Source organism: Hyalangium versicolor, from assembly GCF_020103695.1.
GTDB classification, from domain to species: domain Bacteria; phylum Myxococcota; class Myxococcia; order Myxococcales; family Myxococcaceae; genus Hyalangium; species Hyalangium versicolor.
On sequence record NZ_JAHXBF010000032.1, the window covers coordinates 16,522 to 29,703 of the forward strand.

A 13,182-nucleotide genomic window follows, 5' to 3' on the forward strand; every position below is an offset into this window, starting at 1 on the left:
ATGTCGGGCCGCTTCCTGAGGGTGCTGCCGGTAGGGGAGGGGCCCACACTTCGCCCCGAGGGGAATACGACGCAGGAGGTCGGACGTATAGAGCCCTTCCTCGTGCAGCGGGATGTCGTAGCCTTGCGGGTGTCTCACACTCCAGGGGGGAGTTCATGCGAAACACGATGCGATTTGGCAGGGCCGTAATCATTGGTGGCAGCATGGCGGGCCTCTTGGGCGCACGGGTGTTATCGGATTTTTTCGAGGAGGTGATCGTCCTCGAGAGGGATCCGGAAACGGGGGGACCCGAGGCGCGCAAAGGGGTGCCGCAGGGACGCCATGCGCACGGGCTGCTGGATGCGGGGCTCCAGGTGCTCGACACCCTCTTCCCGGGGCTCGTCCGGGAGATGTACGCCGAGGGTGGAGAAAGGATGGACATGGGCCGCGACGCGGCCTGGTACACGTCGGGCTCGTGGAAGCCGCGCTACCACAGCGGCATCGAGCTCATTCTCTGCACGCGCACCTGGCTCGAGTGGAAGGTGCGCGGCCGCGTCTCCGCGCTGCGTCAGGTGAAGCTGCGCTCGGGCTGCTCGGTGGAAGGGCTGCTCCTGGATGAGGCGGGCACCCGCGTCACCGGGGTGAAGGTGCGCTCGGCCGAGGGCGAGGAATTGCTCGCGGCGGACCTCGTGGTGGACGCCGCGGGCCGAGGCTCGCGCGCGGCCAACTGGCTGGAGGCGCTGGGCTACGGCAGGCCCGAGGAGGAGAAGATCGGCCTGCAGCTGGCCTACACCAGCCGGTTCTTCGAGCCTCCCGCCCAGTACCGGGGGGACTGGAAGATGATGGCCGTGTTCCCCCGCGCGCCGGAGGAGCAGCGCGGCGGCTTCATCGCGCGCGTGGAGGGCGGGCGCTGGCTCGTCACGCTCCACGGCTACTTCGGAGACCACCCTCCCACCACGGACGAGGGCTTCCTGGAGTTCGCGCGTCAGCTGCCCAAGCCCGACATCTACGAGGCCATTCGCGAGGCCCGGCCGCTCACCGAGGCCGTGATGCACAAGATTCCCTCGAGCCGGCTGTTGCACTTCGAGCGGATGGAGCGCTTCCCGGAGAGCTTCGTCGTCCTCGGGGACGCGGTGTGCGCCCTCAACCCCGTGTACGGACAGGGGATGACGGTGTGCAGCCTGAGCGCGAAGCTGCTCGGGGACACCGTGGGCCGGCAGGCGGAGGTGTCGCCGGGCTCGCTCAAGGGGCTGGCGCGAGACTTCCAGAACAAGCTGGCGCGGCTGCTGTCCATCCCCTGGCGCATGGGCACCACCATGGACCTGAAGTACCCGCAGGCCGAGGGCCAGCGCTACCCAGGCCTGGGGCTGCTGCACTGGGGCTTCGGGACGCTGATCGACTTCACCTCGGTGAACACGCTGGCGTGCCGGCAGTTCTACGAGGTGATGCACATGCGCCGCGGCATGGAGGCGTTCCTGAGACCGGACCTGCTGGCGGCCTTCGCCGCCTACGGGCTCAAGAGCTTCTTCGTGCCCTTCCCCCAGCGGGCCAACGTGCACACGGCGCCGCGGGCCCCGGCCTGAGCCAGCCACGGGGGTCAGAAGCCGCGCGCGGGCATGGACGGTGAGCGGTGCAGCCAGTTGTCCTCGGGATAGCTGGCCGTGCCGTCGACGAGGTGCACCGAGTACGCGTGGCGGCTCTTCGGGGAGGTGTTGGCTCCGCTCTTGTGGGGCAGCAGCCCATGGAGCACCACCAGCGTGCCCTTCTTCACCTCCAGCGGGACGAAGCCCTTGTCGGGCACCGGCGTGGAGTCCAACACCCGGAAGGCGGTGCCGCCTCCGGGGGCGCGCACGAAGCGCTTCTTCAGGCCCAGCGCGTGGCCGCCGGGCAGTGCCCACAGGCAGCCGTTCTCCAGCGTGGCGTCCTCCAGCGCGAACCAGAAGCCCAGGCACGTGGGTGGGTCCGTGTAGAGGAACGTCGAGTCCTGGTGGCTGTTCACCTCGCCGCCGATGTGCGGCTGCTTGAAGATGTACATGGACTGGAGCAGCAGCGGCTGCTTCACGCCCAGCTCTCGCGCCAGCTCCGCCAGCTCCGGCGCGCGGGAGAACCGGTCGAAGCGTGGCTCCAGGTCATGCAGCGCGTGGCCGATCTTGTTGATCGACAGCGCCTTGTCCTGGCGCAGCGTGCCGTCCGGCTTGAAGGCGCCCTCCTCGAAGAAGAACCGGATCTGATCTCCCGAGGAGAGGAAGTACTCGTCTGAAGTCCGCGTCTGCTCGTGGGTGGTGAAGATGGAGATCTTCTCCGGCTGGAAGCCGGCCACCAGCTCTTCGGCCCGAGCCTTCAGGGCGTCGCACGCCTCCGCCGAAGCGAAGCCCGGCAGCACGAGGTAGCCCTGTCTCTGGAAGTCGTCGGCCCTGCTCATGTTCGCTCCCCTGAGGCGGAGGACCGTACCGCGAACGCACACGAGGGAGAAGCGGCCCAGCGCTCCGGGCGGAGCGAACAGGAGGCAGAGGGCTCAGTTGCAGGAGCCGCAGTCCGCCTGGCAACTGTTGTACTTGTTCGACGTCCCGCAGCTCTCGGTGAGCTGGCAGATGCCGTCGCCACACTCGTAGATGTCCTGGGGGCTGAGCCGGGTGGTGAGCGGCTGGTACGTGACGCCGTTGTAGGTGCACGAGGTGTAGTAGGTGCCCGACGAATCCAGGGTGCAGTAGGTGTCGCAGGTGCCGACCTGCACCAGCGGGCCGCAGTCGGTGCCGCGGGAGGTGCCCAGGCCCCCGAGGGTGCACGCGCGCGTGGAGCTCTGGCTGTCGGTGAGCGCGCCCCCATCGTTGCCCACATAGATGCCCTGGCCCGAGAAGAGGTTGCCGAAGAGGCAGGCCTCCCGGCGCGAGTGGGTGCTCAGCTCCAGCGAGTTATAGGGAATGGTCTTCCCTTCGCCCGTCGCTCCCAGCACGGAGATGGAGATGTGCGCGCCGTACTTGTTGACGTGCGCGGCCAGGCACGCGGAGACGACCTGCTGCTCGGCGACCGTGGCCGGCAGGCCGCTGGCCCAGCCCGGAGCCAGGCCCAGCTCACCGCCCCAGGTGTACGTCTTCCCGGTGTTGGGATCCGTGTACACGAGTGTCTGGCCCTCGGGCGCCGCGCAGAGCACCAGGTAGCGCATCACGGTATCGGTCTGCGCCGTGTTGCCCTGGAACCACGACTGGAAGCTGGTGGAGGACAGGCCGTTGACGGACAGGCCGTTGACGGACAGGCCGTTGACGGACAGGCCGTTGACGGACAGGCCGTTGACGGACAGGCCGTTGTCCGCCTCCACCTCTTGGAGCTGGTTCTCGGGCTCCCAGTTGGAGCCGGGCTCCTCCGCCAGGCCGCAGCCGGTGGCCAGCGACACCACCAGCATCAGCAAGGGGGGAACCACATGCGACTTCAGGGGGGGATGCGACTGCTCGCAGGTTCCGTTCTGGAGGTGGAGTTCCTGGCTGGCCTGTGTCGTCTGCATGTGTCCCTCTCCTGCGCTGGGTGAGTCGAAGTGAGGTGCAGTCGGAAAAGCTCCTGAGTCAGGCAATCGCGGTAATCGCAGCGAAAGCCTATAAATAAGGTAATTACCAAAAACCGAGAAAGCTAGGGGTACATGGGTAATCCGTGAACCAGTTGAAGCTCTGGTGACCCAGCTCTCGGTAAACGGGAGCTCAGAGGGGTCGAACGTTGGATTTCAGGTACACGGAGGGTGTGAGCTGACCCAGTACCAGGACACACGGATCCCACTCTCCCGCCATGTGTTTTCAGTGGTTTGCCGGTTACCTGCCCGAGCCGGAGTTCACGGGCAGGCGCCGCGGTCCAGCAGGCAGTCGTCGTACGGGTTCGAGCTGCCGCGGCTTTCGCCTGGCTGACACTCCTCCTCGTCCCAGGGGTTGGGGAGTGTTGAGCGCACCGCAGGGAAATTGGGGAGTCCCACACACGGTGTGTGGCGGAGTGTGATCACTTTCAACGGTTGATGTGGCAGGGCAGGTGCGCGGGGTGCTCCCAGGCAATACCTCTGTTGCGGCAGGACGAGAGGTGGGGGCGGGCGATGGGTGAGGTGTCTTCATCATCAGAGGAGGGAGTTGTGGACTCGGTGCGCCCCTCGCGCTGCGTCGAGCCTCCGGCCGGGACGGTGGCACTGGTCTTCACGGACGTGCCGAGTGCCTCCCGGCTCTGGGAGCGCTGTGCCGTGGCCATGCGGAAGGCGTTGGAGCTCCAGGAAGAGGTGCTTCGCGGGCTGCTGGAACGGCACGGTGGATATGAGGTGAAGACCCAGGGCGGCTCCTTCATGGTCGCGTTCGCGTCCGCCGGGCGCGCGGTGCGCTGGTGCCTGGAGGCGCAGAAGGCGTTGCTGGAGGCCCCGTGGCCGGAGGAACTGCTCGCGCAGCCCGAGGCGGCGGAGGAATTGGGGCCTCGAGGCCTGCTGCACCGCGGCCTCCGGGTCCGCATGGGCGTGCACGTGGGCGAGCCGGAGCTGCGCGTGGAGGGGCGCGGTGGCCGGGTGGACTATCTGGGCAGCGCGGTGAATACGGCGGCGCGCGTGGTGGCGGCGGGGCATGGCGGCCAGGTGCTGGTGAGCGGTGAGGCCTGGTCGCGGAGCTCCGAGGAGGAGCTGGGCCCGCACGCGGTTCGCCCGCTGGGAGCGTTCCGGCTCCGAGGCCTCGGCAGTCCTGTCTCGCTGGTGGAGGTGCTGCCCACGGCGCTGTCCGAGCGCCGGTTCAGCATGCCGCTGGCGCCTCGCGAGCGGCAGGGCAACGTGCCCGCGGTGCAGTCGGATCTGATCGGCCGGAGCTCCGAGCTGGAGACACTGCGGCGGTGGTTCCGTGAAGGGAGTCGGCTCGTCACCCTGCTGGGTCCGGGAGGCATGGGGAAGACGCGGCTGGCGACCTACCTGGGGGGATTGGAGCAGGAGTCGTGTGCCTGGGAAGGTGGGGTGTGGCTGTGCGAGCTGGAGCAGGTGCGGGACACGGCCGCGCTCTGCCTCGCTGTCACCCAGGCACTGGGCCTCTCTTTGGCACGCGAGGAGGAGGCGGGAGATCGGGTGGAGTCGCTGGGCCTGGCCCTGAATGACTTTGGCGAGGTGCTCATCATCCTCGACAACCTGGAGCAGGCCACCCGCGCTGCAATGGGGGCTCTGGAGCGTTGGCGGGTGCTCGCGCCTCGCGCGCGGTTCCTGGTGACAACGCGGGAGAAGCTGGGGCTGACCGCGGAGCGTGTGATGGATCTCGGGCCGCTGCCGCTGCCAGCGGCGGGGGAGACGCGGCTGGAGGTGATTGCCCGCTCGGAGGCGGTGCGCCTCTTCGTTCAGCGGGCGCGGGAGGTGCGGGGGCACTTCGAGCTGACGGTGGAGGAGGCTCCACACGTGGTGGAGATCGTCCGCCGGCTGGACGGTATTGCCCTGGCCATCGAGCTGGCGGCGGCGCGCACGGGAGTCCTGGGTGTGGGCCAGCTCCGAGAGCGGCTGTCGCGCCGGTTCGAGCTCTTGAGGAGCGGACGGCGGGATGCCTCTGGGCGGCAGGCCACGTTGAGGGGCGCGATCGACTGGTCCTGGAACCTGCTCGATGCGGCCGAGCGGGCCGTGCTGGCTCAGTGCTCGGTGTTCCGCGGGGGCTTCACGCTGGAGGCGGCCGAGGCGGTGCTCGAGTTGCCTCCCGGATCCGCGAGCGTGAGGGAGGTGCTCCAGTCACTGCGAGCCCGTTCGCTCGTGCGAGATCAGGAGGTGGACGGGCCCGGCGGCGAAGGGCGCCTGATGATGTACGAGAGCATTCGCCAGTACGCCGCCGAGCGGCTTCAGGCCCTGGGCGGCGAAGCTGCGCTGGTGGCGAGGCATGCGGAGTGGCACGTCGCGCTCGCGGGACGCCTGCGCGGGCAGGTGCGTGGAGCTGGAGGCGCGGAGGCGCTGCGCCGGCTCGTGCTCGAACAGGAGAATCTGCTGGCCGCCTGTGACGCGGTGGAGGCCGTGCGGGGCGGCCATGAGGCCGCTCAGGCCCGCTTCGCGGAGCAGGAGGAGGAGCCGGAGTCCCTCGCGGATCCCGTCCTGCGAGGACTCGTCATGCGGCTGCGCGCGGCCTCGGGGCAGGAGCCGAAAGCCCGTGGCGCCTTCAGCGCGGAGGCGGCAGGGGAGGTCCTGGAGCCCGACGCACGCCAGGGAACGAGAGCAGCTTCTGGAGGACCTGCTCCATCCGTGTGACGCCCGTGTCGTTGTGCACCTCGAGGGTGAAGCTGACGTCATCGTGGCGATGGGCGCGGTCGAACTCGAGCCCGGGGCGGGGAAGGTCCTCGATGCCCGTGCCCGGCCCGCGCAGCCCGGCGTTCCACTCGCGCACGAGTTGCTCCAGCGAGCAGGCCTGGACGTGGAGCCGGTATGCGAGCCCCGTGGGAACGGAGTATTCCAGCCAGCGTCGGCCCTCCACCTCATAGCCCGCCTTTCGCAGCGCGGTGCGCTGGGCCGCGGTGAGGAAGGTCTCGGGAGCGATGGCTCGCGAGCCCAGGTCCAGCTCCTCGCCCGGAAAGGCGAGCAGGGTCGCGAGGAAGGTCTCTCGCATCTTGGGGTCCGCTGGGCGCGCGCGGAAGGACTCCATCGTGCGCACCAGCTCGGGCAGCCGTCCTTCGAGCGCCTTTTGTCGTGCCGTGAGGACCTGCTGTTGCTCTGGGGTGAGCAGGCCGCGTGTCTCGGCGGCAGCGACCACCTCGTTCACGACCGCCTTCAAGGGGCCCTTCTCGGCCGGATCGAAGGAGACATGGACCAGCGGCGCGGGAGCCTCGGCAGGCGTGCGGCGCACAAGGGTCAGCGCGGGGATGAAGAGCTCGAAGTGGCCCGCGGGGGTGGTCAGCACTTCATGGAGGTCCGCCGCGCGAAGGACGAACTGCCGTTGGCGCTCGGGCTCCATGGGCCAGGCGAGCCACTGTCCGAAGGCTCCCTCCAACCGGCGAGGCAGCTTCTCCTCCATGCGAAGGACCATGGCTCCGTCCGAGGTGCGCTCCTGCTCGCGCAAGGTGATGCAGGCCCCATGTGGGCTGCACACCCCCTTCGGCAGCTCGACTCGCGGCGGAGCGGCCGCGGTCATCAAGGTGAGCCCCAGTCCCAGCGTCCCCAGCCAGCCCGTGGCCATGTCCGGCTCCTCTCAGCGGACCAATCTGGCGAAGTGGTGGGCGACGCGGTGCTGCAGCTCGAGGATCTCCGCCTCGGCGGCCTTCAGCTTGGGGAGCTGGGTCCGCAGCTCCGTCACATCCTTGCCGCGCTGGGTGAGCGCATCGCTGGAGTTGTTGAGCCAGCGCTCCAGGTCCACGGCGGCCAGCTCCATGTGGAACTGGAAGCCGTAGCTCTTGCCGAGCCGGAACGCCTGCTGCGTGTACCGATCGGTGGAGGCCAGCAGCGTGGCTCCCTCCACGGGTTTGAAGGTGTCCTGGTGCCAGTGGGGCATCACCGTCTTGGGGCGCACTCCGGCAATCACCGGATCCTTCTGTCCGTCCTGGGTCCACCGCACGGGGAGGGCTCCGACTTCGAGCCCGTTCTTGCCCAGGAACACCTCCGAGCCGGCGGCGGCCGCCAGCATCTGGGCGCCCAGGCAGATGCCCAGGCAGGGGCGCTCGTTGGCGAGCCGCTCGGAGAGCAGGGCAATCTCCTCGCGCAGGAAGGGGTGCTGATCCGCCTCGTACACGCCCATGTGGCCGCCCATCACCACCACCAGCTCGGCGTCCACGTCCTCGCGGCGCGTCGTCCGGAAGCGCTTCACGAGGGTGAAGCCCGCCTGCTGCAGCACCGGTCCGAGCAGCCCTACGCCTGTATCCTCATCGTGCTCGAAGACCACCGCGCGCATCGTCCGTCACCTCGGGAGTTCGACTGCTCCGGGCAGAAAAGCACGATCGCGATCCCCAACGCACGAGACAAAAGCCCGGCTGCTCAGGAGGCGCGCCACAGCCGCCACAGCAAGCCGAGCCGCGTGGTGTAGCCGACGGTTGCCTGTTCGATGCGGCCTTCGGGAGAGAGGATGAAGGTGGTGGGGTAGCGGTCGACGCGGAGCGAGCGCGGGAGCGCGGACTCTCCGAGCAGCACCGGGTAGTCCGCCTCCTGCTCCTGGACGAAGCGCCGCACGTCGGCCTCGTCCTCGTAGGCCACGGCCACGGTGAGCACATGGGCCCGGTCTCCCACCATGCGCCGCACCGCCGAGAGGTTGGAGGACTCGGCCTTGCACACCCCGCACCAGGGCGCCCAGAAGGCGAGCACCACGGGCTTGCCGCGCAGGTCCGACAGACGGACCTGTTCTCCGGAGAGGGTGCGCAGCTGGAAGTCGGGCGCGAGCGTCCCGTCGCCGGGCAGATTGCGCGTCTGCCAGGCCGTCACCGCGAGGAACAAGAGGGCCGCCACCGCCAGGTCTACGCCCCAGCGGATCCACCACCGCTGGCGGGCCCGATGCCACGCGTCCCTCGCCTTCCCGAGGAGCTCGCGCTGCCCTGCCATCACTCCGCCAGGGCGCTGTCGAGGGCCTTCTTCAGCTCGGCGCTGTCAGGCTCGACGGAGCTGGGGAAGGCGGCCTTCACCTGGCCATCCTTGCCCACCACGTACTTGTGGAAGTTCCACTTGGGCGCGCCGTGCTTGCGCGCGAGGAACTCGTAGACGGGGGACTGGCCGTCACCCTTCGTCTTCACCTTCTCGAACATGGGGAAGGAGACCTTGAAGCGCAGCTCGCAGAACTTCGCGATCTCCTGCGACGAGCCCGGCTCCTGTCCGCCAAAGTCATTGGAGGGGAAGCCCAGCACCACCACGTTCTTGTCCTTGTATGCGCCCCAGAGCTTCTCCAGCCCGGCGTACTGGGGCGTGTAGCCGCACTCGGAGGCGGTATTCACCACCAGGAGCACCTTCCCCTTGTAGTCCGAGAGGTTGGCCGGTTGGCCGTTGAGGCGGTTCGTCTTCAATTCGAAGAAGGACATGACGGGCTCCGCGAGAGCAGCGGTCCCCAGGGTGGCCGCCGCGAGAGTGAACAGCAGGGTGAGTTTTCGCATGTCCCCACAGACGTCCGAGCCGGAAAGGTGTTTCAGCGCGGGCTACAGTGCCGCGATGATGGCGTCGGTGAACTCGCGGGTGCTGGCGGCGCCACCCAGGTCTCCGGTGCGCGCCTTGCCCTCGGTGTAGACCTTCTGGATGGCGTTCTGCATGCGCTTGGACTCGTCGCCCATGCCCAGCCAGTCCAGCATCATCACCGCGGACATCAGCAGCGCCGTGGGGTTGGCGATGCCCTTGCCCGCGATGTCGGGGGCCGTGCCGTGCACCGCCTCGAAGACCGCGGTGCGCTCGCCGATGTTGGCGCCCGGCACCACGCCCAGGCCGCCCACCAGGCCCGCGCACAAGTCACTGACGATGTCGCCGTAGAGGTTCTCCATCACCAGCACGTCGTAGCGCGTCGGATCCTTGACGAGCTGCATGCAGAAGTTGTCGATGATGACCTCCTCGTACTGGATCTCCGGGTACTCGCGACCCACCTTGCGAGTGCAGTCCAGGAAGAGGCCGTCCGACAACTTCATGATGTTGGCCTTGTGGACGGACGTCACCTTCTTGCGGCCGTTCTTCTTGGCGTACTCGAAGGCGAAGCGGGCGATGCGGGTGGAGGCCTTCTCGGTGATGATCTTCAGCGACTCGACGACGCCGGGGACGATGATGTGCTCCAGGCCGGCGTAGAGGCTCTCGGTGTTCTCGCGCACGACGATGAGGTCCACGTTCTCGTAGCGCGTCTTCACGTTGGGCACGCTCTTCACGGGGCGCAGCGAGGAGTACAGATCCAAGCGCTTGCGCAGGCCCACGTTGGCCGACGGCATGCCGCCGCCCACCACGGTGCCGGTAGGGCCCTTGAGCGCCACGCCGCTGCGCAGCACCGCCTCGACCGTCTCGTGCGGGAGGTTGGTGCCGTACTTGGCGATGACTTCCGCTCCAGCGTCCTTGTACTCGAACTCGAGCGGCAGCTTGAGCGCCTCGAGGACCCGGACGGTGGCCGCCATCACCTCGGGGCCGATTCCGTCGCCATTGATGACCGTGACAGTGCGATTCGCCATGGGGCCGGATTCAAGCCACAAAAGACCGGGTCCCGGAAGGAGGAAACGCCTTCCCTCGCGGTGGGACTGATGGGAGCCACAAGGAGCCCTCGTCCCTGGCTGTGGGGAGAGGGTCTTTCGCTACCTGGACGGGGAGGCGGATCCAGGCTCCGCCCTCAGTTCGGCGGGGGCGTGAGCGGAGGCGTCCCGGCAGGCGGGCGAGTGGCCTGCGGGGGGCGGCTGCGGCGAGGCCGGCGCACGGCATAGGGGCGGTAGAACGACTCCAGCAGGGCGGAGCGGCGGGTGCGCCTCCGGGGACGGAGCTCGCCCAGCGGCGCGCGGACGAAGTACGAGGAGACGAACAGGTAGGCAGCCAGCAGGGAGATCATCCCGATGATGCCCATCACGACACCGCCGGACACGGGGCCCACGTGGGCGCGCTCCACGAAGGCGCGGAAGGACGTGGGAGGCACCGGGTGGCTGTACACCTTCACGAACCAGCTCAGCAGCAGGACGATGAGGATGGGGCCATAGGCGCGGTTGAGGCGCGTGGAGATGGCCGAGAACAGCGACAGATGGATCTGTGGGCGGGACATCTCCGCGGCCAGCTCGCGCAGGGCGTCGGGGTCCACCGGCTCGTGGCGGAGGATGGGAGCCCAGTACCCGTCCTCCAGGAGGCGGACGCGCCGGTTCCACAAGTCGTAGTACCGGTAGCGCCGGGCCTCGATGAGCAGGAAGGAGATCACCATCCAGATGCCCACCAGGAACGTCACGTGGGGGCTGGTGGGGCTGGCGAAGCCGAAGGAGATGACGGCGGCCGTGGTGGTCAGCGCCCAGTTGGTGGTGGTGTCCAGGCGCGTGCGCCACTTGTCCGAGCGCCCCAGCTCGCCCCGGTAGAGCTGCGCCATGGCCGAGTCGGAGAGCGTGAGCGTCTCGAGCCCGTTCTTTTCGCGTTCGTTGACTCGCATCCCTGACGCTCAACGTTAAGGGGCACGGTGGGTCCTGCGTAGGGGACGGAGCCCGAGCGGCTCGCCTGCCTGCCTGCACGGGCTGGCCATGGTTGCCTGCCGTGCCCACCTTGCAGCCTTGACGTGAAGCCCAACGAGACCATCGAAGCCCTGGCCACCCTGGTCCATGAGGAGCGCGAGCGGCTGGCGCGCCTGTGGGCCAAGCGCCTCCGGGAAGAACTGTACGAGCTGGATCTGCCTGGCAGGGACTTGCGCGCCCCGCTGCGTCGGATGCTGGACGAGCTGGCTCGCCTGCTCACCGATCGGCCCGACGACGTGCTGAGTCTCTGGCCGGAGGTGGTGCGTCCGCACGGAGCCTTCCGGTACGACCAGCGCTTCGAGCCCGAGGATCTCGTGCGCGAGTTCAAGGCGCTCGAGGAGGTGCTGCTGCGCGTCTACACCCGCCGGCACGGGGGCGAGCTGGAGCCGGAGGTGGCGGAGTTCATCACCGAGCTGGTGGGGGAGGCGAACGCGTCGGCCCAGGCCTCGTATGCGCGCGTGCTGAGGACGGAGGAGGTGCGCTTCCGCGAGGCCGCGGTGATGGAGTCCATCCTGTACCACATGGACGTGGGCATCCTGCTGGCCGAGGAGGATGGGAGCGTCTCGTTCGCCACGCCGCCCGTGAGCCGCCTCATCGGCGTGCCCATGCGCTCGGTGGTGGGGGCCCGGGCGGTGAACTCGCTGGTGCCGGTGCTGGCGCAGGTGAAGGCGCACCACCCTTCGGGCGAGTCGTTCCGTGTGACGGACATGCCCTTCATGCGCGCCATCAAGGAACGCGGGCCGGTGCGCGGGGTGATGATGGTGGTGGAGCGTCCCGGTGGTGGCGAGGCCTGGCTGGAGATGAGCGCCACGCCCATCTGGGAGGAGGGTGGCGAGCTGGCCGGCGTCATCCAGACGCTCACGGATCGGACCGAGGCGGCGACGAAGGCCAAGGAGTTGATGAACGCCCACGATGAGCTGCGCCGGCTGCAGGGGCGGTTGTTGCAGCGCACCCGAGCCCAGGCGCTGGGGCAGTTGGCCAGCGGAGCGGCTCATGCGCTCAACAACTTCCTCAACGTGCTGAGGCTGCGCATCACGCTGCTGCGGCGCGAGTTCAAGCCCGAGCACCTGGACGCTCTGGATCGGACGGTGGGGCAGATCGGCGAGCTGGTGGCCAGGCTGCAGGAGTTCAATGTGCAGCGCACCGAGGAGGTGCTCTCGGACGTGTCGCTGGACAATGCGGTGCGCGAGTCCATGGAGCTGGCGCGCGGCGAGCTGGAGCGGGGTGAGCACCCTGTGACGCTGGAGCTGCACCTGGGAGACCCCGGAGCCATCCGGGCGGATGCGGGGTTCCTGCGCGAGCTGGTCGTGAGCTTGCTGCTGGCGGCTCGGGACCGGATGGAGCAGGGCGGACGGTTGGAGCTGACGACCCAGGCCGATGGGACGGAGCGGCTCGTGCTGCGCATCCAGGATCAGGGCCGGCCGTACACGGTGGAGGAGTTGTCGCGGATGTTCGATCCGCTCAACCGGGAGGCGGGGGCCCCCCAGGCCGCGTTGCAGCTCGCGGTGCTTCGAGCCCAGGTGCAGCGCTGGGGCGGCGAGCTGACGGTGGAGAACGCACAGGGAGGCAAGGGCGGGGTCTTCGTGGTGCGGCTGCCGAGGGCACGCGCGGCCCATGAGGAGGAGGCTCACGCCGAGGCGCAGCTGACGGGCCCGCGCCGCTTCCAGCAGACGCGCCGCGTGCTGGTGGTGGACGATGACATGGACAACGCGCGGATGCTCGCGGAGGTGTTGGGTGACGAGGGGTATGACGTCCAGGTGGCCCAGAGCGCGGAGGTGGCGCTGCAGTTGTGGGAGCGCCGCCGCTATGACGCGGCGCTGCTGGATGCGCTGATGCCGGACATCTCGGGATGGGAGCTGGCTCGCGAGCTGCGCAAGCGCACGCCCGAGGCGCTGTTGGCCATCGTCACCGGTATGGACGTGCGTGGGCAGAACCGCGCCAACCTCGCGCTGGTGGATGCCGTGTTCCGCAAGCCGATCGACGTGGGGGCGCTGGATGATTTCCTCAGCCAGTCGGATACGCACTCGGCTGAGGCGGTGCCTTCGACTCCCCCTGCGGGCCCGGAGGGGGTTGGGCCCGATGGGTTGACCCATTGAGCGGTTCAGGAGA

General features: G+C 68.7%; 11 protein-coding genes. 3 read left to right on the plus strand and 8 right to left on the minus strand.

What is annotated here, in order from left to right:
* Positions 1–167 precede the first annotated feature (167 nt).
* Positions 168–1,562 carry an FAD-dependent monooxygenase gene (locus tag KY501_RS44250; RefSeq protein WP_373691717.1) on the plus strand — a complete coding sequence of 465 codons (1,395 nt, stop codon included), beginning with the start codon at positions 168–170 and terminating at the stop codon, positions 1,560–1,562.
* 14 nt (positions 1,563–1,576) lie between these two features.
* Here KY501_RS44250 and KY501_RS44255 read toward each other — a convergent pair whose 3' ends face one another.
* Entirely contained in the window at positions 1,577–2,401 is an 825-nt protein-coding gene (locus KY501_RS44255) for a phytanoyl-CoA dioxygenase family protein (RefSeq protein WP_224370563.1), read from the minus strand.
* A 93-nt stretch (positions 2,402–2,494) separates the two neighbouring features.
* Positions 2,495–3,478, minus strand: a complete 984-nt coding sequence (locus tag KY501_RS44260; RefSeq protein ID WP_224370565.1) for a hypothetical protein — start codon at positions 3,476–3,478, stop codon at positions 2,495–2,497.
* A gap of 570 nt (positions 3,479–4,048) precedes the next feature.
* Here KY501_RS44260 and KY501_RS44265 point away from each other — a divergent pair.
* Positions 4,049–6,190, plus strand: coding sequence for an ATP-binding protein (locus KY501_RS44265; protein ID WP_373691716.1), 2,142 nt, complete (start codon positions 4,049–4,051; stop codon positions 6,188–6,190).
* Here the strand turns inward: KY501_RS44265 and KY501_RS44270 are convergent.
* The 6 genes from KY501_RS44270 to KY501_RS44295 all read right to left on the minus strand — a co-directional run bounded on the left by KY501_RS44270 (position 6,102) and on the right by KY501_RS44295 (position 10,994).
* Positions 6,102–7,112: a hypothetical protein gene (locus tag KY501_RS44270; RefSeq protein WP_224370567.1), complete on the minus strand. Its 1,011-nt coding sequence runs from the start codon at positions 7,110–7,112 to the stop codon at positions 6,102–6,104. The genes KY501_RS44265 and KY501_RS44270 overlap by 89 nt on opposite strands.
* A gap of 12 nt (positions 7,113–7,124) precedes the next feature.
* Entirely contained in the window at positions 7,125–7,820 is a 696-nt protein-coding gene (locus KY501_RS44275; RefSeq protein WP_224370569.1) for a glutamine amidotransferase-related protein, read from the minus strand.
* 83 nt (positions 7,821–7,903) lie between these two features.
* Positions 7,904–8,461 (minus strand): peroxiredoxin family protein, encoded by a 558-nt coding sequence (locus KY501_RS44280; protein ID WP_224370571.1) that lies wholly within the window; start codon positions 8,459–8,461, stop codon positions 7,904–7,906.
* Positions 8,461–9,003 (minus strand): glutathione peroxidase, encoded by a 543-nt coding sequence (locus KY501_RS44285; RefSeq protein WP_224370573.1) that lies wholly within the window; start codon positions 9,001–9,003, stop codon positions 8,461–8,463. Before KY501_RS44285 ends, KY501_RS44280 begins: the two co-directional genes overlap by 1 nt.
* A gap of 42 nt (positions 9,004–9,045) precedes the next feature.
* On the minus strand, positions 9,046–10,047 hold the full coding sequence (locus KY501_RS44290) for an isocitrate dehydrogenase (NAD(+)) (protein WP_224370575.1): 1,002 nt from the start codon (positions 10,045–10,047) through the stop codon (positions 9,046–9,048).
* A gap of 155 nt (positions 10,048–10,202) precedes the next feature.
* Positions 10,203–10,994 carry a DUF2270 domain-containing protein gene (locus tag KY501_RS44295; protein ID WP_224370577.1) on the minus strand — a complete coding sequence of 264 codons (792 nt, stop codon included), beginning with the start codon at positions 10,992–10,994 and terminating at the stop codon, positions 10,203–10,205.
* Positions 10,995–11,117: 123 nt separating this feature from the next.
* Here KY501_RS44295 and KY501_RS44300 point away from each other — a divergent pair, with 123 nt between their 5' ends.
* Positions 11,118–13,169 (plus strand): response regulator, encoded by a 2,052-nt coding sequence (locus tag KY501_RS44300; RefSeq protein ID WP_224370579.1) that lies wholly within the window; start codon positions 11,118–11,120, stop codon positions 13,167–13,169.
* Positions 13,170–13,182: the final 13 nt, after the last annotated feature.

Bases quoted from the DNA above. Each gene is read 5' to 3' on its own strand.
- KY501_RS44250 (WP_373691717.1), top strand. From the start codon at position 168: ATGCGATTTGGCAGGGCCGTAATCATTGGTGGCAGCATGGCGGGCCTC.
- KY501_RS44255 (WP_224370563.1), bottom strand. From the start codon at position 2,401: ATGAGCAGGGCCGACGACTTCCAGAGACAGGGCTACCTCGTGCTGCCG.
- KY501_RS44260 (WP_224370565.1), bottom strand. From the start codon at position 3,478: ATGCAGACGACACAGGCCAGCCAGGAACTCCACCTCCAGAACGGAACC.
- KY501_RS44265 (WP_373691716.1), top strand. From the start codon at position 4,049: ATGGGTGAGGTGTCTTCATCATCAGAGGAGGGAGTTGTGGACTCGGTG.
- KY501_RS44270 (WP_224370567.1), bottom strand. From the start codon at position 7,112: ATGGCCACGGGCTGGCTGGGGACGCTGGGACTGGGGCTCACCTTGATG.
- KY501_RS44275 (WP_224370569.1), bottom strand. From the start codon at position 7,820: ATGCGCGCGGTGGTCTTCGAGCACGATGAGGATACAGGCGTAGGGCTG.
- KY501_RS44280 (WP_224370571.1), bottom strand. From the start codon at position 8,461: ATGGCAGGGCAGCGCGAGCTCCTCGGGAAGGCGAGGGACGCGTGGCAT.
- KY501_RS44285 (WP_224370573.1), bottom strand. From the start codon at position 9,003: ATGCGAAAACTCACCCTGCTGTTCACTCTCGCGGCGGCCACCCTGGGG.
- KY501_RS44290 (WP_224370575.1), bottom strand. From the start codon at position 10,047: ATGGCGAATCGCACTGTCACGGTCATCAATGGCGACGGAATCGGCCCC.
- KY501_RS44295 (WP_224370577.1), bottom strand. From the start codon at position 10,994: ATGCGAGTCAACGAACGCGAAAAGAACGGGCTCGAGACGCTCACGCTC.